Genomic DNA, 21053 nt, shown 5'->3' with positions numbered 1-21053 from the left:
AGATCTGTTACTGTCTACATGCCGGAAGAGATCGCACGTTCAAAATCAGACAAGAAAAAAGAATCTTGGTTGGCGCTCGGAGAAGCTAAATGGAGTGAAAAAGTAATTGCAGGAAAGGCAGTCAAACAGGAGGACATCACTTTCAAGGACTTTATTCCAAAATGGGAGAAAGGCTACGCTGCTGGGAATATGGGCGATTACAAGCAGCACGTGAACCTTTACAACCTCAACAAATATGTAGTTCCGGAGTTTGGCCATCTGAAAATAAGTAAAATAACAACATTTCAGCTCGTTTCCTTCTTTGGAGAACTGAAGCGCGAGAACGGAAAAGAGTTCGCTACCAATTCGAAATTGAATATCTATAAAGCGGTCAAGTCGGTTTTTTGACGCTGCCCATGATTGGAAGTTGATTGCGACGAACCCAATAGATGGCGTTAAGAGACCACAAACTAACAAGAAGGAAAAGAAAGCTATGCGCGTTGTGAAGATGGCATTCAGTAGTTCGGAGACAGAAACGGTTCTGCTGGCTCTCTATGACCTTCCAGATAGATGGAGGATCTATTTTACCGGGTCACTCCTTGGAGGATTCCGACGAGGAGAATACTTGGCCGTAGAATGGACAGACGTTGATCATGATCGTGGAGCAATCTGGATCGATAAGCAGATCACATTTGATAAAGAAGGTAACAAGATTGAAGGTGAAGTCAAAACAGAGGAATCTGAGGGCTGGGTGGATATACCTAAGTGGTACATGGCTCAGCTCAAGGAATACGAACGATTATGGAAGAAAGAGAAATTCCAATGTAAAGATTGGGCTGGAGAGAACAAATCATATGTATTCCATGGCGGTAAGGGTATTATGTACTTCCCTACGCCCCCCACAAGTACCTGGAGAAAGTTTTTGCAGAAGAAGGGCATTCCACATGTCAAACTACATGGGTTGCGGCACACGGCAGCCATGCTGCTCAGAGAAAGCGGCGCGGATCTCAAGACCACGCAGGAACGATTACGGCACACTAAGATCGGAACCACAGCCGATATCTACACACATAAGTTTGAGATGATCTCCAGAGACTCCGCGGATCGTTTAGAGGTGTTTGATCCTAAAAAATTGAGAATTGCCCCATGACCTGCCCCATGAAAAAAACAGTCTAGTCGTATGTGGAATTATAGACAAACAAAAAAACCCTTGTAGGGCAAGGGTTTAAGGTGTTACAACTTATAAAGCGGGTGATGGGAATCGAACCCACGCTATTAGCTTGGAAGGCTAAAGTTCTACCATTGAACTACACCCGCGCGAATGACGATCGGGACGACACGATTTGAACATGCGACCCCCTGGTCCCAAACCAGGTGCTCTACCAAGCTGAGCTACGTCCCGTCAAGTTCCGAGGAACATTAACATGAATTTTACAAAATTAATATACCATGATCATCCAATGCTTGCAACTTCTTTTTACCATTTTTCCTCTAACCTTTCGAAACAAAACAAGACAGAAGCGTGTCCACGCCCCTGTCTATCCTTACCCCGTGGGTTTATCCACATCTCTCAAAAACTTTTTTTCAAAATCGGCTGCCACAATGGGTTTGCTGAAAAAGTACCCTTGAGCCTCATGACAATGCTGATCACGAAGAAATGAAAGCTGGTCCTCATTTTCAACGCCCTCAGCCGTCACTTTCAACTGCAGGTGATGAGCCATCGACGTAATGGTCGACACAATTGCCGCGTTATTGCTGTCCTCCATCACTTCATTGACAAAGGAACGGTCAATCTTGAGGCGGTCAATCGGCAAATCTTTCAAATAGTGCAGTGAACTGTACCCGGTACCAAAATCATCAATACTGATGTGCACACCAATTTCCTTGATTTTGCGCAACTGCTCAAACGCACGATCCTTGTCAAACGTCATGCTCTCCGTAATCTCGAGCTCAAGCCACACAGGTTCCAAGCCTGTTTCCTTGAGAATGCCGCTGATGTTGTCCAGCAGATGGGAATGTCTGAATTGTCTCATGGACAGGTTAACCGATACACACAGCTTGCGGTAACCTGCTTCTTGCCAGCGCTTGTTCTGTGCACAGGCCTCACGCAATACCCATTCTCCAAGTGGCACGATCAGCCCACTTTCCTCCGCAAGAGGAATAAATTCCCCAGGGGATACTGACCCTCTCAGCGGATGCTGCCAACGTACCAAAGCCTCCATACCCACAATCAAACCACTAGCTAGATTAACCTGCGGCTGATACACAAGATAGAACTGACCTCGATCCAACGCTTTGCGCAAATCATTCTCAAGCTGCAAACGTTCTTGGGCTTTCATCTGCATCGCATGGGCATATCGGTTTAGCTCTATTCCCTGCTCTTTGGCATTATGCAGCGCCGTATCCGCATTCTGGATGATCTCTTCCGGTGAGTCTCCGTCATGCGGAAATATCGCCATACCAATACCCAACGTGAGATGGTACTCGTTCCCATCCACCGTTACAGGTTTTTCGAACAGTTGCAAGATCGATCTAGTCCGTCGCAACGCCGTATCTGTTGTGCAGAAGTCTGTCATTGTCAGTACGAATTCATCTCTTCCCAGTCCGAACACTTCCTCTCCCGGGAGCGAAGAATGATTCAAACGCTGTCCAACCTGACGAAGTACACGGTTTGCCGCTTGTTGCCCCAACGAATCATTAATCGTTTTGAACCGATTAATATTCAATACCAAGACTCCAACAAGCTGCTCCTCTACCATAGCTGCATTCATCATCACTTTCAGTCGCTGAGAAAGACGACGGCGATTCGGCAGCCCTGTCACATCATCATGGTGAGCAATAAAGTTCATTTTAGCTTCAGCCACCTGTTGTTTGAGGAAAGGCGTATCCACCACAGACGAATACAGTCCCTTCTGGATGAAGAAATAACCCAAACAATCGCTTAACAGACCTAGCAACAGATTGAGATCATTAATCTTCGTAGCAGAGACAAAGTAACATTCTCCAAAGAAGAAACAGAGAATTGCACAAAGGATGGTAGGCAGATCACCATCTTTGCCTTTTTTCCATTGAACGAATAACACAACAGCAGTCACGCCATACAGGATTCCGATCAGAAAATGAATTCGGGTAAACATGCCTCCAAGTACATTGCCCTCCAGCAAGTTCGGCAGTACAGCCCATTCCTGAATAGCCACTGTATACAAAACAACAAAAATGCCGAGTGTTCCGCTGAAGAGTAAAAATTTGCGTGGTAACGCAATTTCCCTCTCGCTAACTGCATATATGAACAGCAAACCTGCCGCACAAACAAGAGATCCCAGCGACATCATCTTCAGCGAGAATTCTGATTCCACCATTGCGCCATTCGGCATTTCTTCGGCAAAAGAAACGATGTGAACCAGTTCAAATAAACCAATTAATAAAAACAGTGTAGTCATAAGGACCCTTCGGAGGGTCAGTCTTTGAGTCTGAAATAACCAGCTTTGATTATAAATGCCGATACAGGCCGCTGCTGCAGCGAAGCCACCCAAGAGTGTCAAAACCGGGTAACCCGATATGATCAGATCAGAGCTTGCAGAGGAACGAAACCATTGACTTGCGAGGAAACACAATAAGCCGCCTATCGCGACCCAACCTATTTTTCTCTGATCTTGCTGATTAGCCTTCATGCCGTGTTTTCCTTCCCGGGATCACCTATCCTGAAATAACTTTAACGATATAAATTTACATTGTTACAATATTCGACATTTTTACATCTACCAACGTTCAATTCACATGCGAATACATGCTATCTGGTACATAATAACATTTATTTCCGCAGACGTGAACAAAAAAATAAGCACTCCTAGGAATATTTATTCATAGATATGTAGAAAAACAAGGCAATAAGAACTAAAAAAACATGAACTCCTCATTGGAGTCCATGTTTTTTTGATTTGCAACTGTATTTTAGACTAATTTTCGCCACATGTGCATCATTCGACTTAAAACGCTAATGCGCTAAAGTTATAGTCGTATTAGATCCATCTCTTGTTGACTTGAAGTCAATCTCAAGAATTATGCAACAAGCTTATTTGTCAAAATTCACTTCTGGTGTTGTCAATTTATCATAGAAATCAACAACCTTGTCTTTGTCTTCCGACGAACGCAGTGCCATCGCCGAGCGAGGATGCTCGTCCAATGTACCTGTAATCATATAAGGCAAAATGTAACCCCACTCTTCTTTTTCACGGAGAGGGACCATCAATTGCTCCAATACACCCAGTACTGGACGCAGGTTGTATTTTGTGCCTTTCAAATGAGCAACGAGCAGTTCAGTAGGACAGTTTCCTGCAGCACGTCCCATACCGTATACGGAAGCATCCAGCAGTTCAACGCCAAGCTCAGCTGCTACCAACGAGTTCGAGAACGCCAGTTGCATGTTATTGTGTGTGTGAACGCCAAGACGTTTGTTCGGCAGATGAGTTTTGAACTTCTCCACCAGATATTTCACATCGTTATGATCCAGGCTTCCATAGGAGTCTACTATGTATACAACATCCACAGAACTTTCCTTGATCAGTTCAAAAGCTTCCAGCAGTTCATTTTCCATAACATTAGACAATGCCATAATGTTCAGCGTTGTTTCATATCCACGATCGTGGAATGTTTGAACCAGAGCAAGTGCCTTGTCTACATCTTTGCTGTAACAAGCTACACGGATCAGATCCAGCATGCTTTCGCTGCGCGGCAGAATGTCATTTTCGTCCACACGTCCAACGTCAACGAGTGCAGACAATTTGGTATTGCCTTTTTGCGGAATTACTTTACGCAGGAAATCATCATTCAGAAAACGCCATGGTCCTGCTTCTTCTGCACCTTTCAAGAGCTTAGGTGAGTTTTTGTATCCAATTTCCATATAATCAACGCCGGCTTCATTCAATCCAGCATAGAGCTGTTGAACAAAGTCCACGCTAAAGTCCCAGTTATTTACCAATCCGCCATCACGGATTGTACAATCTACTATTTTGCAATGATTTGTCTTCATTAATGTCTGCTCCTTTTCTGACCAACTTGTGTATTCCTCTCATGATACTTGAACGTAACAAGAAAAGTAAAGGGATTCCCGACTTATTTACTTCGATAAGATTTCCATATCCGATCAATCTCACTCATCTCGGAATCATCTGGAGATTTCTTCCCATAGCGTACAGCGTTATAGGTATCTGGTAGCATTACAGAGAGCTTTTGATCATCTTCTCTGACCCCATGCTGAACAATCGTCTCCGCAGCCTCCAGTGGCGTATGTGCACCCTGTATATGCACGCCCCGGTGTGCAGCTCTGTCAATCCACTTTCGATAATAATATCGAACACGTTCAGCTTCCTGTGAGGGCAGCGACTCCTTCTTGCGGAACCAGGATTTGCGCGTTTTTGCAGGCACCTCTAACGTTTCGCTAATGTCCACATACTCCGTCCGGGGTTCTACCTTCTTCTGACCGGGCTGCAGTAGCCCTTTGAAACGCTCCATAAGTTTGTTTATCGCCTTCTGTCCCAAACGTAGGATAAGCCACAAGATCACAACTGCGACAGCCCCCATGACTACCCATCCCAGGATATCCCAGAAAACAGAGGGCTCCCCTGCCGGTTCCATCCCTTCAGGTATCATTGGCGGTTCATTTGGAGCTGTAGGCGTAATAGGTGGCTCCTGATTGGAACTCGAACCTATTAAACCTCTGATCCAAGCAAGCAGACGGTCACGCAGTGGTCCTAGCCAGGCAACAAGACTGGGAAAAGCACCAATTCCTGCGATCACAATCAGCATCCATAACAGACGCTGATGATTCGCCCGGGCAAACTCACGTAACACGATCCTTTTTGAGCCATCATTTAATATCGCCCGATCCAGCTGCACACTGTATTGGCCTACCAACCAGCCAACAAAACTGATTACTCCCGCTGCATATATGGTTCCGGTGTAAGCCCGAAGAGGTTGCATGAATTCAATTCCATTGGCCGCCCCACTAAGCACAATTGCACTGACTACACCCCAAATCTGCAAGCGCCAAATCAAAATCGAACGGAAAACAGGTTGAAAATTCAACCCAATATAGGCTGAAATTACACCCCATATCACTGCAGTCAGCAAATCAGGTAAAGGAAACGCCCACACTAGTGCGATAACCAACGAGACCAACAGCCCCATAAGCAACGCTGCACCCCATCGAATAAACGTGTTTTTTTCACTGATGGTTGGTAACCTGTGTTGTACCCACTGACCTAACCAGCCAGCAATAACAAAGATAGCCATTAATGTGTATGGAAAATGTCCCGTTGCATAGAGAGAAGTAAGCGTTAATAGCGGATAGAAATATACCCCAATCAACAGAACGGCCGACAAGGATAAAAGTACTTTTTCCTTGGTATTGTTGCTGTTGGACTCATTCATGCACTCACCGCCTTGGAATCGCTTTTCCCGCCCTCTACGGGGAGTATGGTCACACGGTGGCCTTGCTCATGCAAACGCGCAATTTCATGTTCCATAGCTGGAGATACATAGGACGTAATTAAGAGATAACTGCGAACCTGCTGAGCCTCTTCATTCCGTTCGACTTCATCACTCAGGAACTGCTCCATGGGAACCATGCATTTCAGCTCCGTCTCTGCCATAGCTTCCAGTAACATTTCCAGATGAGGACTGCCGTAATCGGGCTCAATACGTAATGGATTACGCCCTCCACTTACACGGTAGCCATTATGAGCAAATCCTGCGGGTAACCCTCTTCCAATCGCATCTACCGCGGCTGTTGCCGCATAACGGAGTGCCCGTTCGATCATCTCCGGGCGGGTAACGACACTCCACATGTCCGCCGACTCCTGAATGTTGACCACAATCCAGGATTGAGGGTCCGCAGTCCATCCCTGCTTATAAACCTGCAATTCTCCCGTGCGTGCACTTGCTTTCCAATGAATACGGTTCATCGGATCACCCGCACCATACGGTCGTACCCCGAGAATCAGAAAGGGATCTTCAACAATCCAACGGGATACCTCAACCTCACCTTGCCATACCTGATAGATCGCAGGCAGATCCTCCGCATGAACAAGTGAAGGATATACGACCATCGACAGATGCACGGGAATTGGCTTCGAGGTACGCCAAAGGCCGAACAAGTCCCCTCCGGTCATGGTTACGGTGTTTAACATGTAGATCCCACGTCTACTGCATACAAAAGGATGCTTGCGCGTAATACGGGTAAACGGTTTCAAAGTGAAGATACTTTTATGATTCTGATAAATATCTCCCTGACTGATATCCATGCCTGAGCCCGAACGAAACACAAATGAAACTGGCATCATAGCTTCAAGTCTGAGCCATGGAACCGATATTCGTTTTTCATTCGCAATCGTCTCAACCATCTCCAGCTCATCCCCGGCGTAACAACGCATTTTGCTGAATTCTCTGGTGTACTTCAGCTTACTTAAAGCCGGACGACCGAACCATATGCCGTGTACTCCAATAACAATGCCTCCAACAACGACAAGCCATAGTAATGCCATATGTTATCGCCCGCTGCCTGTAGCAAGATTCTCCGTCGGCACTTCAGTCTGGCTCAGAAGTTCCTGAATAATACGCTCCGCCAAGCCCTCTTGTTGTCTCACCCGGTTGCGGAATACAAGCCGATGGGCTAACACGGGCTCCGCCAATAATTTAATATCATCAGGGAGAACGAAGTCTCTGCCATGTAAAGCAGCCCAGGCCTGACTTGCCTTGAGCAACGCCTGAGCTCCTCGTGGGCTTACGCCCAGTGAAAGCTCGGGATGCTGCCTAGTCGCTTCTGTCAGACGGATAATATATCGTAATAGATCTTCGTCGATTTGGACCGAAGTATAAGTGCTCTGTGCCTCAAGCAGCTGCTCGCGACTAATGATAGCGGACAGATCGGCAACAGAAAGGCTCGCTACCGTACGTCTCAGAATTTCTACACTTTCTTCACTGCTTGGATAGCCCATTCGGATCTTCATCATGAAACGATCCATCTGTGCCTCGGGTAATGGAAAAGTTCCCTGGTTATCTACCGGGTTTTGTGTGGCAATGACGATAAATGGTCGTTCCAGCTGTCTGGTTGAACCATCAATACTGATCTGCCGTTCCTCCATACACTCCAGCAAACTGGATTGGGTACGCGGTGTAGCCCGGTTAATCTCATCTGCCAGCACCAAGTTGGCAAACAGGGGGCCAGGTCTGAATTCAAAGTCCCCTTCTTTTTGGTTAAAAAAATGAATACCTGTCAAATCGGATGGCAAAAGATCCGGTGTGAACTGAATACGCTGGAAGGTACAATCCAGTGAAGAGGCTACTGATTTGGCTAACATGGTTTTCCCCGTACCAGGTACGTCCTCCAGCAGGACATGCCCTGAGGCAATAATGGCTGTCATCACAAGCTCAATCGTATGGTCTTTGCCCACAATGATCTTCCCTACATGGTCCATTAGCTGTTTGTTCATTTGTTCCATTCCCTGGATATTCATAATTGGTTCTTCCTCCCGTAAATTGAGCTATGTATTCGCATTCATTCTAACTATAACCCTAATCGCCCCAACAAAAAACAACAGGAATCGGCGGGTTAGCCAATTCCTGTTCGCATTACTCTTGTGTTTACACCAAGGGAAGCATAATGATGAACCGGGTGCCTTCCCCTTTTTTGCTATCCACAGAAATATTGCCTCCGTGATTTTTGATAATGCGGTAACTCACGGAAAGTCCCAGCCCTGTTCCGCTCTCCTTGGTGGTGAAAAACGGGTCAAACAGGCGCACAAGGGTGTTGTGGTCCATTCCCTGTCCATTATCAGCAATGGATATCTGCACATACTTGTTCTCGGTTCCCGTAGAGATCTGAATCAAGCCAGTATGCTCTTCGCCCACATCCTCGATGGCATCCATTGCGTTTTTAACCATATTCAAAATTACCTGCTTAATCTGTTTGACATCAATGGACACATTTAACGGGACTTCTGCTTCATCCAGGGTGATCTCGCACCCCTTCATCAATCCTTCGCTTTCTGTCAGCAAGACCACCTCTTTGAGCAAAGAGTTAACAGAAATAATGGTCTTCTGAGGAGCTGACGGTTTCGAGGAATTCAGAAATTCGTAGATAATGTCGTTCGCCCTGTCAATCTCCGTTAGAATGATTCGAGCGTACTCGTCTTTCCCCAATTGCAACAAATGAGGACGAAGCAACTGGATAAATCCCCGGATAGCCGTCAAAGGATTGCGAATCTCATGGGCAATCGATGCCGAAATCCGCCCCAACATTGCAAGTTTGTCATTCTGATAAGCGGTCTGCTCAATCTGTTTATAATCGGAAACATCCTTCACACTGAAGAGGAAGTCCCCATCCATCTGATCCCCGTACGTTACTGTAACTAGCCAATGCCTGCCATACTCGTCAATCAATTCATGATAGCGCTTACGATGAAAGATAGTTTCCCGATAGATGCGTAAAATTTTCTTTTTCTTGAATCGGCTCATCTGTGGATGATGCAGCATTTGCATCAGGGTGCAGCCGCTCAATAGACTCCTAGGAAGCTCCAACAATTTTGCCATTTGAACGTTAATAAACGTCAATACACCGTTACTGTCAAACAACATTATACCGCTATCCAGATGTTCCAGGACATTCTCATACTTGTTGTTATCCAGATGTACAGGCGGGAATCCATTCGTTGGTCGAGGCACTGTATCCTGAAATTCACTAATCATGTCAGGTTCCTCCTTTTCACGTAAATGATAAACTTGCCATTCGGACATCATATCATCACAGAAACAGGAAGGGCCGATTTTATTTTTCATTACCGGTGCCCTTTCATTAGGGGGCTGAGCCGAAAATATGGATGGCATGTCCGGAACCCAAGCTGGTCTATTCCGGGTAACCAAGAGTCGATCCGGAAAACATTATACGTCTGTTCCATTCTAACCTTCTCCTATTCCCAAACACGAACATTTTTTGCTCCGCCTCTTTTGCAAGTCTGTTTTTATCATAGACAAGTTTATAGAAGGGAGTCAATCGGAGAAAGTGTCGAATGGAAATTATTTTAAGAAAAACCGTGAATTAGTTTCTATATACAACAAAAACGAAGCTTATTCGCTCGATTAGCGAATAAGCTCCGTTTGTATAGTTTAAATTTTAAATAATTAAATTCAATCTATAGTCCACTCTTGTTATGCTGAATTTTGAGTCTGCGCTGACTCATGACGGCTAAGCGACGCTTTAGTTCACTTTCCCACTTCTCATCCTTCATTTCCTTGGCAAGACGAAGTAGATCCAGAGACATGTCGATCTGACGCTGCACAATGACCATAGCATCCTCGCTTTCACGATTCACGCAATTTTCAAAAATCGCATCTTCGTCTTCCGTCACGTAATCTTGAAAATCAATCTCCGACGCACCATCTCCATGCGCATATTCAGCCAAAATTTCATATTCATTTTCCACTTTATAATGCACTTCTACCCGGTGACACACCGGACAAAACAGCAGGGGAACATTATGAACCTGGGTGCGGTAATGCTTCAGCGTGCCCTTTGTTCCCACCATACTTGCCCCACAACAGTAACTCATTTTTGTTCACCCTCCTTATAACGTGCCGAGACTTTTTAATGGATAGCAGTCCCGTACACTTCAAGCACTTCCGAAAAAGGAATAGTTCCATCAGTGTATCACATTCATGTACAAATTATAAATGCAGAGCACCGGAATATTTACCGGGTTTCCATACCCTATTCGCCTTAAGGCCCTTCGATTCCTCTTTCCAGAGATAAAATGAAGGCTTTCTTCTATTACATCATTACCACGTTTACGTCCCTGTTTAAACACTTTTCTTCCTTTAGGCTTTATATTCTCGCAAAAGGGTGCAAAAAGCCCTCAATCCCATGAGGGATGAGGGCTTGAACAATAAACGTTCAAGTTCAAGTTCAATCAGGCTTACAGGTTGTTGTCGCCTGGTTTCCAGTTCATTGCACACAATCCACCGGATTGCAGAGCTTGCAGTACACGAAGTGTTTCTTCAACACTACGGCCTACATCATTGTGGTTAACGACTTGGTATTTCAATTCGCCTTCTGGATCAATGATGAACAAGCCGCGCAGTGCAACGCCTTCTTCTTCAATCAGAATGCCATAATCTTTAGCAACTTGTTTCGTGATGTCGGAAGCAAGTGGGAAGTTCAATTGACCAAGACCATTGCTGTCTTTAGGTGTGTTGATCCAAGCTTTGTGGCTGTGTACGGAGTCAACGCTCACGCCAAGAACTTCAGTATCCAAAGCTTTGAATTGCTCAGCAGCATCACTCAAAGCTGTAATTTCAGTTGGGCACACAAAAGTGAAATCCAAAGGATAAAAGAAAAATACGAGCCATTTGCCACGATAATCGGACAGTTTTACGGAACCAAAGTCTTGTCCATCTCCCGATACTGTTTCCATTGCAAAATCCGGTGCGGGTCTACCAACCAAACGTTCTGCCATAACTAACAATTCCTCCTTTGGGATTATGTAAGCACTCATGTTGAATGCTCATCATCAAGAAAAACGAGAACGCTTTTCCTGTAATTAAAATGGGTTTGTTACTTGATAACAAGTACAAGTAAAATGTTATCATCCGGACTTCTCAAAGTCAAGATTATAATCGTTGTTTTATTATAATAATTATAAATAAGGATTTTTCGTGGCAATAATCATAAAGGAACAGCCCTCTGCAATTCCGAATCGGAGCAAAGGGCTGTACTGTTCTTACTATTATTAAGCCTGTTTCTGAATTGCCGCGACGATCAGATCGCCCATTTCCGTCGTGCTGATCGCTTTGCTCTTGTCTACAGCAATATCGCTTGTACGATGTCCCGCATTCAGCACATCAGACACGGCTGCTTCAATTGCGTCAGCGCCTTCTGCATAACCAAAGGTTGTACGGAACATCAATGCCAGCGAAAGGATCGTTGCGATCGGGTTCGCCAGTCCTTGACCTGCGATATCCGGTGCTGAACCGTGTACTGGCTCATACAGACCAAAGCTGCCTTCACCCAGCGATGCAGATGCCAGCATGCCGATCGAACCTGTCAGCATCGCTGCTTCATCACTAAGGATATCTCCGAACATATTTTCAGTCACGATAACGTCAAAGCTGGATGGACGACGCAGCAACTGCATTGCACAGTTGTCTACAAGCACATGTTCCACTTCAACATCCGGATATTCCGGTGCTACACGGTTAACAACTTCTCTCCAAAGACGGGAAGTTTCCAGCACGTTCGCTTTATCTACTGAGGCCAGTCTTTTGCTACGTCCTTGGGCAATTACAAATGCCTGACGAACGATGCGCTCCACTTCAGTTACATTATATACGCATGTATCCACTGCTTCTTCGCCTTGTGCACCTTCACGTCTGAACTTTTCACCAAAGTAGATTCCACCGGTCAACTCACGCACGACCATCAGATCCGTACCTTCCAGCACTTCCGGTTTCAAGGTGGAAGCATCCTTCAAGCAATCAAATACCACTGCCGGACGCAAGTTTGAGAACAATCCGAGCGCTTTGCGAATGCCGAGCAGGCCTGTTTCCGGACGCAATTCCTTGCTGTTGTTGTCCCATTTTGGACCACCAACGGCTCCGAGCAGCACAGCATCTGCACTCTTACATACTGTCAGTGTTTCTTCAGGAAGCGGCGTACCTTTCTCATCAATAGCGATTCCACCAAACAGCGCATGCTCTGTCTCAAAACGGTATCCGAACACTTCCTCCGTACGTTTGAGAACTTTCTCTGCCTCCGCTACGACTTCAGGACCAATTCCGTCACCTGCGATAACTGCAATTTTTTTCACGTCTGCCATGGGTTGTCCACTCCTTATATCTATTCATTCGGTTATTCACTTCAATAATTAACGTGTCATTTTTAACTCTCTCCTTTGTATCATATTCAGAGGTCATTTGACCAAGATATACAATCTATGACTTTAATAGTTTTTACCTATAAGCGGTTTAAGATTGGTTGTTCTGTACCTCTGACTGAGTTAAAATAAAGCTTGAAGACAAATTCAGGTAACTCAGGAGGGATTGCAATCATGCAATACACGTACTTGGGAAAATCAGGTCTTAAAGTCAGCCGGATCTGTCTCGGCACGATGAACTTTGGCCCTGCTACAGACGAAAAAGAGGCATTCCGTATCATGGATGCGGCACTCGATGCTGGTGTGAACTTTTTTGATACCGCTAACATTTACGGCTGGGGCGAAAATTCAGGTCTCACCGAGGAGATCATTGGACGCTGGTTTAAACAAGGCGGCGGCAGACGTGAAAAAGTCGTTCTTGCAACCAAAGTTTATGGCTCTATGCACGACGATACAGACGGACCAAACAATGATGCAGGTCTCTCCGCCTACAAAATCAGACGACATCTGGAGGGTTCCCTCCGCCGCCTGCAAACTGATCATGTTGAACTGTACCAGATGCATCACGTTGATCCCGCCATCTCATGGGACGAGCTTTGGGGCGCGTTTGAGAACGCTGTTCATCAAGGCAAAATTGGTTATGTAGGTTCAAGTAACTTTGCTGGTTGGCAGATTGCTGTTGCCCAAAGCGAGGCCAAAAATCGCCATTTCCTCGGTCTTGTATCCGAGCAGCATAAATACAGTCTTAACTGCCGTTTGCCTGAGCTCGAAGTGCTGCCCGCAGCGAAAGAACTGGGCCTTGGCGTTATTCCATGGAGTCCGCTTGATGGTGGTTTACTTGGACGCAATGCCCTCCAGAAGCTGGAAGGTACACGCAGTGGAGGCATTGCTGAACGGATTGAATCCCATCAAACTCAGTTGGAACAATTCGCAGCACTTTGCCGCGAACTCGGCGAACCACAAGATACCATAGCTTTGGCTTGGGTTGCCGCCAATCCAGCAGTTACCGCACCCATTATTGGGCCTCGTACGCTGGAGCAGTTTGAAACTGCGCTTAAATGTTTGGATGTACCTTTGGAAGAAGCGGTCCTCAAACGTTTGGATGAAATCTTCCCAGGTCCGGGAGGACAAGCTCCAAACGCTTATGCTTGGTAAAACCTTATCAGCTTAACTGATTACGTCATTTCAATGAAAAATGCTCTAAATAATAATGCAATTATCCTATACGTAACAACAAAAAAGTCTGACCTTCAAATGTTGAGGGTCAGACTTTTTATGTACCTCACTGAACTACAATACTTAGGGCTGGGGACTCCATCTCAGCTTCTCCAGCCAGACGAATTCCAGTCCAATGAAGAGCTTTGCTTGCTGCAAATGATGTGTTAAAGGTTCACATTAACGCGATTCGTGTAAGTCTTGCGTTTTTCGATCAACTTGTTCAATCCATCGACATAAGCACGTGCACTGGCACCCAGAATATCGGTGCTTACGCCACGTCCTTGTACAGATATTTGGTTTTGAGTAAGTACGACGTGTACCTCACCCAATGCGTCCTTACCATGTGTAACCGATTTGATCGAGTAGTCGGATAGCGTTACTTCTTCTCCGCTCACTTGGTCAATCGCATTATAGATGGCATCTACCGATCCATTTCCTTCTGCTTGTTGTTCAACCGTATCACCATCAAGTGTAGCAATACGAACTTTAGCCGTTGGAGTGGATTCATCACCATACGTCACAAAGATGGATTCCAGTTTAAACACCTCAGGTGCATCCTGCAATTTCTCTTCGATGACCGCCAGCAAATCCTCATCTGTCACTTCTTTTTTCTTATCAGCCAGATCTTTGAATTGGGCAAAAGCACGGTTCAAGGCTTCATCTTCCAGTTCATAACCCAACTCAATCAAGCGCTCACGGAAGGCATGTCGTCCCGAGTGTTTACCCAATACGAGCTTACTTTCCTTCAGACCGATGGTCTCTGGCGTCATAATTTCGTAAGTTGTTTTCTCCTTCAGCATGCCATCCTGATGAATTCCGGATTCGTGTGCAAACGCATTCGCACCAACAATCGCTTTATTCCCAGGTACAACCATACCCGTCAAACGACTCACGAGACGGCTGGTCCGAGCAATTTCAGAAAGTTGCAGCGAAGTTTTCGCCTGGAAAAATTCCTGACGTGTCTCCAGTGCCATGGCAATCTCTTCAATCGCGGTATTACCTGCACGTTCACCAATGCCGTTAATGGTGCCCTCAATTTGATCGGCTCCATTCAGAATGGCTGCAAGCGTGTTGGCAGTGGCCATCCCCAGGTCGTTATGACAGTGTGCACTCAGCTGCACCTTATCAATGTTGTGTACGTTTTCCTTAAGATGTTTGAAAATATTACCGTACTCATATGGGCTCAGATAGCCCACCGTATCCGGAATATTTACAACAGCTGCGCCTTCTTCCACTGCCATATTTACCATCTCAACGAGGAAATCATACTCGGTCCGACCTGCATCCTCTAACGAGAATTCGAGCTTCGAAAAAGTTTTCTTCGCATAACGAATTGCGGAACGAGCTGTATCGAGAACCTGGGCTCTGTCCATGCGCAATTTGTGCTGACGGTGAATAGGTGAAGTTGCCAAAAAGATATGGATACACGGGTCTTGAGCGCCCTTCAATGCCTCTTTCACCGCATCGATATCCTGCTCTCTGGAGCGGGACAAGCCAATGACGGTAACGTTTTTGACCGCTTTGGCTACTGCATCAACTGCCGCCAAATCGCCTGGAGAGGCCGCGGGGAAACCGGCTTCCATCCGGTCAATACCAAGCCGCTCGAGCTGGTGCGCAATTTCCACCTTTTCACGAGTATTCAGATTGACCCCCGGGGATTGTTCTCCATCACGCAGCGTTGTGTCAAATACATAGATTTTACGCACGCCTCGCACCTCCTAGACTTGTATTTTATGTTCCTCTAAACCAATAATAGCGGCACACGCATATGCACGGCCGCTATTCCCGGTTGAAGCTGTAAGTTTACTAGATTACCTTAAAACGAATGCTTACTTCTTGATCCAGTGCATCATCTCACGCAATTGTCCGCCAACCACTTCGATTGGGTGTTCAGCTTCATTGCGACGAGTTGCTGTCAGGAATGCACGACCGGATTGGTTTTCCAGGATGAAGTCACGTGCAAATTTACCTTGTTGGATATCTGTCAGAACTTCTTTCATTGCTTTCTTCGTATCTTCAGTTACTACGCGAGGTCCAGTTACATAGTCACCGTACTCAGCTGTGTTACTGATGGAATCACGCATGCTTGCAAGTCCACCTTCATACATCAGGTCAACGATCAATTTCAATTCGTGCAGACACTCGAAGTATGCCATTTCAGGAGCGTAACCCGCTTCTGTCAATGTTTCAAATCCAGCTTTTACCAGGGCGCTTACACCACCACACAGAACAGCTTGCTCACCGAACAGGTCTGTTTCTGTTTCTTCACGGAAGGAAGTTTCGATAACCCCTGCACGCGTGCAACCGATACCTTTCGCATAAGCCAAACCGATATCTTTTGCTTTACCTGTTGCATCTTGCTCAATTGCGATCAGGCCCGGTACACCGAATCCTTCCACGTAGGTACGACGTACCATGTGACCAGGGGACTTAGGAGCTACCAGCAATACATCGCTGTCTTTTGGAGCAACGATTTGACCGAAATGAACATTGAAACCGTGGGAGAAGAGCAATGCAGCGCCTTTTTTCAGGTTTGGTTCGATTTCGTTTTTGTATACAGAAGCTTGTGTTTCGTCAGGCAGCAAAATTTGAACTACGTCTGCACGGCTAGTAGCTTCAGCCGGGGACAGAACTTCAAATCCGTCATTTTTTGCAGTGTCAAAAGATTTACCTTCACGAAGTCCGATGACTACGTTCAATCCACTGTCACGCAGGTTTTGAGCTTGGGCATGGCCCTGGCTACCGTAACCGATGACCGCAATCGTTTTTCCTTTCAATACGTTAAGCTCTGCATCCTGTTCATAATAAGTAGTTACTGGCATGTTTATAAGTCCTCCTTTGTATTGTAAAGAACCCTTCATTAATGAGCGGGTGTCTCAAGGGACCGGCACGCTTTTCCTGCTTTAGCGTCTCTGGTCTGATCCGATCCGTTCAGACACCCGCCCATTAATGCGGGTGTGTGGCTATATAGTCAAGCGTTACATCACTAAAATGTTAAATTGCAACTTGTACGGGACTGGCACCTCATCTAAGATGAACGGTATTTCTCAGCTTAATGCTGCTAACACATCATTGTCGTTCCGTCGATAAGCATCAGACCATGCTTTTTTTCTCAATATAATTGCTTAAACGTTGCCTCGTACCAATGCAGTTATGCCTGTACGTGAGAGTTCGCGAATGCCGTATGGCTTAAGCAGTTCAATCATCGCATCAATTTTATCTGTATCCCCGACCACCTGTACAATCAGGCTGCCTGGACCAACATCTACAACAGATGCGCGGAATGTCTCCACCACACCCAGAATTTCTGGTCGTTCAGATGGCTCTGCCTTTACCTTGATCAATGCAAGTTCACGGGCAACCATCGGTTTCAGACTGAAATCAACCACTTTGATGACATCGATGATTTTGTAGAGTTGCTTTTCAATCTGTTCCAACGTTTTGTCATCTCCGATCGTCACAATGACCATCCGGGACAAACCCGGTTCCTCGGATTGACCTACCGTGATGCTCTCAATGTTGAATCCCCGTCGACCGAACAACCCTGATACCCGCTGCAGGACGCCAGGCTGATCGTTGACCAAAATCGAAATCGTATGTCTTATCATTCCTCAGCATCCCCCATCAGCATTTGATCGATTGTCGCTCCTTGCGGAACCATTGGATATACATTTTCTTCCTTGCGTACTACGAATTCAACAACGACCGGTCCTGGTGTATCCAGGGCTTCTTGCCAAGCACGCTCGGCTTCTTCCTTGTTGGTTGCACGCAATCCTTTTACGCCATAAGCTTCAGCAAGTTTTACAAAATCAGGGCTGCCTGCCAGATCGATATGACTGTAACGGTTCTCATAGATGATCTCTTGCCACTGACGTACCATTCCAAGGACCTGATTGTTGATAATAACAATTTTCACCGGGATGTTGTTAATGGCACAAATTGCGAGTTCTTGAGAACACATCTGCATGCCGCCGTCACCATTGATGGAAATCACGAGCCTGTCTGGATTGGCCATTTGAGCGCCAATTGCAGAAGGGAATCCAAAACCCATCGTTCCTAGTCCACCAGAGGTTACCCATGAACGCGGTTGGTTGAATTTGTAATATTGGGCTGCCCACATTTGATGCTGTCCAACGTCCGTAGTCACGATTGCTTCGCCTTTGGTTGTATCATTGAGCATTTCCACAACCCATTGCGGTTTTAATACTTCATCTGAATCTGTGTAGCTGTAAGGTTTCTCTTGTTTCCATTGTTTGATCTGATCTCTCCAAGCATCCGCACGTTCAGCACGTTGAACCTCTTTGTTCGCTATTTCGAGAACCGTTTTCACATCACCAACGATTGGAATGTCGGTTGCGATGTTTTTGCCGATTTCAGCCGGATCAATATCAATGTGCACAATTTTGGCATGTGGAGCGAATCCATCCAGCTTGCCTGTTACCCTGTCATCGAAGCGTGCGCCGATGTTGATGAGCAAATCCGATTTTTGAATCGCCTGATTGGAAGTGTATGTTCCGTGCATACCCGGCATCCCGGTCCACAATTCGTGACCACTCGGGAATGCTCCAAGTCCGAGAAGTGTTGTCGTGATTGGAATGCCTGTCTTCTCCACAAATTCGAACAGCGCTTCGTGTCCACCGGAGTAAACTACACCGCCGCCTGCCAGAATCATCGGACGTTCCGCTTCCTGAATCGCCTGAGCCAGACGATCAACCTGAAGTTTGTTCGGTACTGTCCGTGGGTTGTACCCTCTCAATGTAACAGGTTCAGTCACCGGTTCAAACAACGTTTTGTTTGCCGATACATCCTTCGGAATGTCGATCAATACGGGACCTTTACGACCTGTATTCGCAATATGGAATGCCTCATGAATGACACGTGGCAGATCTTCTACGTCTTTTACCAGGTAACTGTGTTTGGTGATTGGCATTGTGATTCCGGTGATGTCCGCTTCCTGGAAAGCATCTGAGCCGATCAGGCTGGAAATTACATTTCCCGTAATGACTACGAGTGGTACGGAATCCATATACGCTGTTGCAATACCCGTAACTAGATTCGTTGCTCCAGGTCCGGAGGTAGCGATACAGACACCCACTTTTCCGCTCGCCCGTGCATATCCGTCAGCTGCATGAATGGCGCCTTGTTCGTGACGGGTTAACACGTGCTTGAAATCCTCGAAACCATACATCGCATCGTAAATGTACAACACTGCGCCGCCCGGGTAACCAAAAACACACTCTACACCTTCCAGCAACAAGCTTCTCAGCAGAATTTCGGAACCGCTAATGACCTCCGGCTTCATCCATTTTTCACGTAATTCATCTGTCGATCGTACTTCTGGAATTTGAGCTCCCATCAGTCATCCTCCTCTCGGAATTTACATCATTCTGACATTTAAAGTTACAAAAAAAACCTTCCATCCCTGCAAACAAGTTTATGCTTGCGAGGGACGAAAGGTTGTTGCTTCCGTGGTACCACCCAACTTTGTCCGAAATTTCGCAATAACGGACCTTACCAGGTACAAAAAACGATAGATCAAACGGATATACCCGTTCTCCATACCTGTTGTCTGTAACGCAGACATACGATTTTCCCTAATACCCAATGGAGTGACATCCAATGCTTTTCAGGAAAACAGCTCCGAGGTGAGCTCGTATATAAGGGGTAATGGTGGTGGTTTCAGCAATTCCAGCCACTCTCTGAGCAAAAGAGCCCTTAAAACTTCGTCCTCTTCATAGCCGATGAAATATTCTCGTTAAATGTTAGGAACATTATATGATTCCTCTAACCGATAAGTCAATACCCCTTTTGTATAAAAATTCAGAACGTCCCTAATCCTTCATTCTCCATCTTTAACGTTACCCCAATCCCAATGCTTCATTCAGTCACCTTTCAACTTGCCTCAGGCATAGGATATACGAGCAGCACGACTGGTCCTGAAAGGAGGCTTCCGATGGTGATTCGGCAACGTAAATCCAAGCTGGATGATGCCGCCATAATGAGGCTGATTGACTCTCAACTTGTTCCTCTATCTCATATGAGTGAAATTGAAATCAATAAAATACGCAAAGAAATACCCCTGCGAATGAACAGGGGCATGACCTTTGTTGTCTCATCGAATCCTGACAACGAAGCTGTCGCATTCATCCATTTTCTCATGCACGGCGAACTGCTGTATGTGGATATGATGGCTGTTGCTACAAAAGAACAGCGAAAGAAATACGGTCAGACCTTGCTGCTCAAAGCCGAGAATTTTGCAGCATCTCGTGGTTGCAAAAGATCCAAAGTGATGGTTGACGAAGGCAACACAAAAGGTCTTCGATTTTACCAGAAAAATGGATATATCACCATTCGATACATTATGTTAAGCCGCTGTTACGAGTTGGAAAAAACATTATAAATCGGTCTAGAAAAAGCCTGGTGGCCGTGGTCCATAGGGTCCATATCCCGGTCCTGGCCCTGGTCCATATCCACCACCAAAACCAGGTCCATACCCTGGGCCTGGTTTTGGCCCCGGGCCAAATCCTGGTCCACCACCTGGACCATAACCGAATCCAGGGCCAGAGCCGTAAGCATAAGGCAGCGTTGCGACAGCGAGTAAATCAAATAATACCAATGGCAAAATAGCTTTGGTGTGTACTTTTTTGCCAACTGCACGTTTCAGCACTAATTTATTGCCCGATACTTTCAACAGTCTTCCGGTCACCCGAGTACCGTCTTTTTTGATCGCGACAATATTTTTGCCTATTAATTTCATCGCTTCATCACGCGTAACATGTTGTTTCATACTATCCCCTCCTCCTCGGATCGTTCAAAACAGTGTATTCGTCCAGGGCCGGCTTCGCCTGTTTCTTTGTCCCTAAATGAAAATATGGGTGTCTTTCTCTATAACAGTTAAGAAAGCTGATGACCTGTTATTTATCTTTGTGAAAC

Annotated in this window: 18 protein-coding genes and 2 tRNA genes; 4 read left to right on the top strand and 16 right to left on the bottom strand. The window is 45.9% G+C overall.

Annotated features, from left to right (window positions below; all coding sequences use genetic code 11):
- Window positions 1–18: 18 nt before the first annotated feature.
- A complete protein-coding gene (locus CRO25_RS22505) occupies window positions 19–387 on the top strand; it encodes a hypothetical protein (RefSeq protein WP_097115817.1) in 369 nt (122 codons plus the stop codon).
- An 85-nt stretch (window positions 388–472) separates the two neighbouring features.
- Entirely contained in the window at window positions 473–1129 is a 657-nt protein-coding gene (locus tag CRO25_RS22500) for a site-specific integrase (protein ID WP_097115816.1), read from the top strand.
- Window positions 1130–1225: 96 nt separating this feature from the next.
- Here CRO25_RS22500 and CRO25_RS22495 read toward each other — a convergent pair.
- The 11 genes from CRO25_RS22495 to leuB form a co-directional block, all read right to left on the bottom strand.
- A tRNA-Gly gene (locus tag CRO25_RS22495) sits at window positions 1226–1296 on the bottom strand.
- 11 nt (window positions 1297–1307) lie between these two features.
- Window positions 1308–1381: transfer RNA gene (locus tag CRO25_RS22490), tRNA-Pro, on the bottom strand.
- Between the two features lie 142 nt (window positions 1382–1523).
- Window positions 1524–3650 (bottom strand): EAL domain-containing protein, encoded by a 2127-nt coding sequence (locus tag CRO25_RS22485; protein ID WP_079696526.1) that lies wholly within the window; start codon window positions 3648–3650, stop codon window positions 1524–1526.
- A gap of 401 nt (window positions 3651–4051) precedes the next feature.
- The gene (locus CRO25_RS22480; protein WP_063564204.1) at window positions 4052–5008 is read right to left on the bottom strand and encodes an aldolase catalytic domain-containing protein; all 957 of its coding nucleotides are present in this window, start codon (window positions 5006–5008) and stop codon (window positions 4052–4054) included.
- An 83-nt stretch (window positions 5009–5091) separates the two neighbouring features.
- Window positions 5092–6408 carry a hypothetical protein gene (locus CRO25_RS22475; RefSeq protein WP_079696525.1) on the bottom strand — a complete coding sequence of 439 codons (1317 nt, stop codon included), beginning with the start codon at window positions 6406–6408 and terminating at the stop codon, window positions 5092–5094.
- Window positions 6405–7520 carry a DUF58 domain-containing protein gene (locus CRO25_RS22470; protein ID WP_079696524.1) on the bottom strand — a complete coding sequence of 372 codons (1116 nt, stop codon included), beginning with the start codon at window positions 7518–7520 and terminating at the stop codon, window positions 6405–6407. Before CRO25_RS22470 ends, CRO25_RS22475 begins: the two co-directional genes overlap by 4 nt.
- Window positions 7521–7523: 3 nt before the next feature.
- Window positions 7524–8492: a MoxR family ATPase gene (locus CRO25_RS22465; RefSeq protein ID WP_064639482.1), complete on the bottom strand. Its 969-nt coding sequence runs from the start codon at window positions 8490–8492 to the stop codon at window positions 7524–7526.
- A 127-nt stretch (window positions 8493–8619) separates the two neighbouring features.
- Window positions 8620–9723: an ATP-binding protein gene (locus tag CRO25_RS22460; protein WP_063564200.1), complete on the bottom strand. Its 1104-nt coding sequence runs from the start codon at window positions 9721–9723 to the stop codon at window positions 8620–8622.
- Window positions 9724–10166: 443 nt separating this feature from the next.
- Window positions 10167–10583, bottom strand: a complete 417-nt coding sequence (locus CRO25_RS22455; RefSeq protein ID WP_024628323.1) for a hypothetical protein — start codon at window positions 10581–10583, stop codon at window positions 10167–10169.
- Window positions 10584–10946: 363 nt separating this feature from the next.
- Complete coding sequence (locus tag CRO25_RS22450) at window positions 10947–11486, bottom strand: peroxiredoxin (RefSeq protein ID WP_024628322.1); 540 nt, start codon at window positions 11484–11486, stop codon at window positions 10947–10949.
- Between the two features lie 273 nt (window positions 11487–11759).
- Window positions 11760–12845, bottom strand: a complete 1086-nt coding sequence (leuB, locus tag CRO25_RS22445; protein ID WP_024628321.1) for a 3-isopropylmalate dehydrogenase — start codon at window positions 12843–12845, stop codon at window positions 11760–11762.
- A 231-nt stretch (window positions 12846–13076) separates the two neighbouring features.
- On the opposite strand from leuB, the gene CRO25_RS22440 reads away from it, so the two are divergent.
- The gene (locus CRO25_RS22440; RefSeq protein WP_063564199.1) at window positions 13077–14057 is read left to right on the top strand and encodes an aldo/keto reductase; all 981 of its coding nucleotides are present in this window, start codon (window positions 13077–13079) and stop codon (window positions 14055–14057) included.
- Between the two features lie 227 nt (window positions 14058–14284).
- Here CRO25_RS22440 and CRO25_RS22435 read toward each other — a convergent pair whose 3' ends face one another.
- The 4 genes from CRO25_RS22435 to ilvB form a co-directional block, all read right to left on the bottom strand.
- Entirely contained in the window at window positions 14285–15826 is a 1542-nt protein-coding gene (locus CRO25_RS22435) for a 2-isopropylmalate synthase (protein WP_079696523.1), read from the bottom strand.
- Between the two features lie 123 nt (window positions 15827–15949).
- Window positions 15950–16942, bottom strand: coding sequence for a ketol-acid reductoisomerase (gene ilvC, locus CRO25_RS22430; RefSeq protein WP_053780427.1), 993 nt, complete (start codon window positions 16940–16942; stop codon window positions 15950–15952).
- A gap of 303 nt (window positions 16943–17245) precedes the next feature.
- Window positions 17246–17728 (bottom strand): acetolactate synthase small subunit, encoded by a 483-nt coding sequence (gene ilvN, locus CRO25_RS22425; RefSeq protein ID WP_024628317.1) that lies wholly within the window; start codon window positions 17726–17728, stop codon window positions 17246–17248.
- Complete coding sequence (gene ilvB / locus CRO25_RS22420; protein ID WP_063564197.1) at window positions 17725–19476, bottom strand: biosynthetic-type acetolactate synthase large subunit; 1752 nt, start codon at window positions 19474–19476, stop codon at window positions 17725–17727. Before ilvB ends, ilvN begins: the two co-directional genes overlap by 4 nt.
- A gap of 600 nt (window positions 19477–20076) precedes the next feature.
- On the opposite strand from ilvB, the gene CRO25_RS22415 reads away from it, so the two are divergent.
- Window positions 20077–20520, top strand: coding sequence for a GNAT family N-acetyltransferase (locus CRO25_RS22415; protein ID WP_063564332.1), 444 nt, complete (start codon window positions 20077–20079; stop codon window positions 20518–20520).
- A 6-nt stretch (window positions 20521–20526) separates the two neighbouring features.
- Here the strand turns inward: CRO25_RS22415 and CRO25_RS22410 are convergent, their stop codons facing one another.
- Entirely contained in the window at window positions 20527–20907 is a 381-nt protein-coding gene (locus CRO25_RS22410) for a hypothetical protein (RefSeq protein WP_063564196.1), read from the bottom strand.
- Window positions 20908–21053: the final 146 nt, after the last annotated feature.

The sequence above is a fragment of the Paenibacillus sp. RU5M genome, from assembly GCF_900221055.1.
GTDB lineage: Bacteria > Bacillota > Bacilli > Paenibacillales > Paenibacillaceae > Paenibacillus > Paenibacillus marchantiae.
The sequence above is the reverse complement of the archived record's forward strand: the minus strand, read 5'-3'. Positions and strand labels throughout refer to the sequence as shown.

What these genes read in the sequence shown, in the direction of transcription:
- CRO25_RS22505 (WP_097115817.1), top strand. Translation starts at nt 19, where the DNA reads ATGCCGGAAGAGATCGCACGTTCAAAATCAGACAAGAAAAAAGAATCT.
- CRO25_RS22500 (WP_097115816.1), top strand. Translation starts at nt 473, where the DNA reads ATGCGCGTTGTGAAGATGGCATTCAGTAGTTCGGAGACAGAAACGGTT.
- CRO25_RS22485 (WP_079696526.1), bottom strand. Translation starts at nt 3,650, where the DNA reads ATGAAGGCTAATCAGCAAGATCAGAGAAAAATAGGTTGGGTCGCGATA.
- CRO25_RS22480 (WP_063564204.1), bottom strand. Translation starts at nt 5,008, where the DNA reads ATGAAGACAAATCATTGCAAAATAGTAGATTGTACAATCCGTGATGGC.
- CRO25_RS22475 (WP_079696525.1), bottom strand. Translation starts at nt 6,408, where the DNA reads ATGAATGAGTCCAACAGCAACAATACCAAGGAAAAAGTACTTTTATCC.
- CRO25_RS22470 (WP_079696524.1), bottom strand. Translation starts at nt 7,520, where the DNA reads ATGGCATTACTATGGCTTGTCGTTGTTGGAGGCATTGTTATTGGAGTA.
- CRO25_RS22465 (WP_064639482.1), bottom strand. Translation starts at nt 8,492, where the DNA reads ATGAATATCCAGGGAATGGAACAAATGAACAAACAGCTAATGGACCAT.
- CRO25_RS22460 (WP_063564200.1), bottom strand. Translation starts at nt 9,723, where the DNA reads ATGATTAGTGAATTTCAGGATACAGTGCCTCGACCAACGAATGGATTC.
- CRO25_RS22455 (WP_024628323.1), bottom strand. Translation starts at nt 10,583, where the DNA reads ATGAGTTACTGTTGTGGGGCAAGTATGGTGGGAACAAAGGGCACGCTG.
- CRO25_RS22450 (WP_024628322.1), bottom strand. Translation starts at nt 11,486, where the DNA reads ATGGCAGAACGTTTGGTTGGTAGACCCGCACCGGATTTTGCAATGGAA.
- leuB (WP_024628321.1), bottom strand. Translation starts at nt 12,845, where the DNA reads ATGGCAGACGTGAAAAAAATTGCAGTTATCGCAGGTGACGGAATTGGT.
- CRO25_RS22440 (WP_063564199.1), top strand. Translation starts at nt 13,077, where the DNA reads ATGCAATACACGTACTTGGGAAAATCAGGTCTTAAAGTCAGCCGGATC.
- ilvC (WP_053780427.1), bottom strand. Translation starts at nt 16,942, where the DNA reads ATGCCAGTAACTACTTATTATGAACAGGATGCAGAGCTTAACGTATTG.
- ilvN (WP_024628317.1), bottom strand. Translation starts at nt 17,728, where the DNA reads ATGATAAGACATACGATTTCGATTTTGGTCAACGATCAGCCTGGCGTC.
- ilvB (WP_063564197.1), bottom strand. Translation starts at nt 19,476, where the DNA reads ATGGGAGCTCAAATTCCAGAAGTACGATCGACAGATGAATTACGTGAA.
- CRO25_RS22410 (WP_063564196.1), bottom strand. Translation starts at nt 20,907, where the DNA reads ATGAAACAACATGTTACGCGTGATGAAGCGATGAAATTAATAGGCAAA.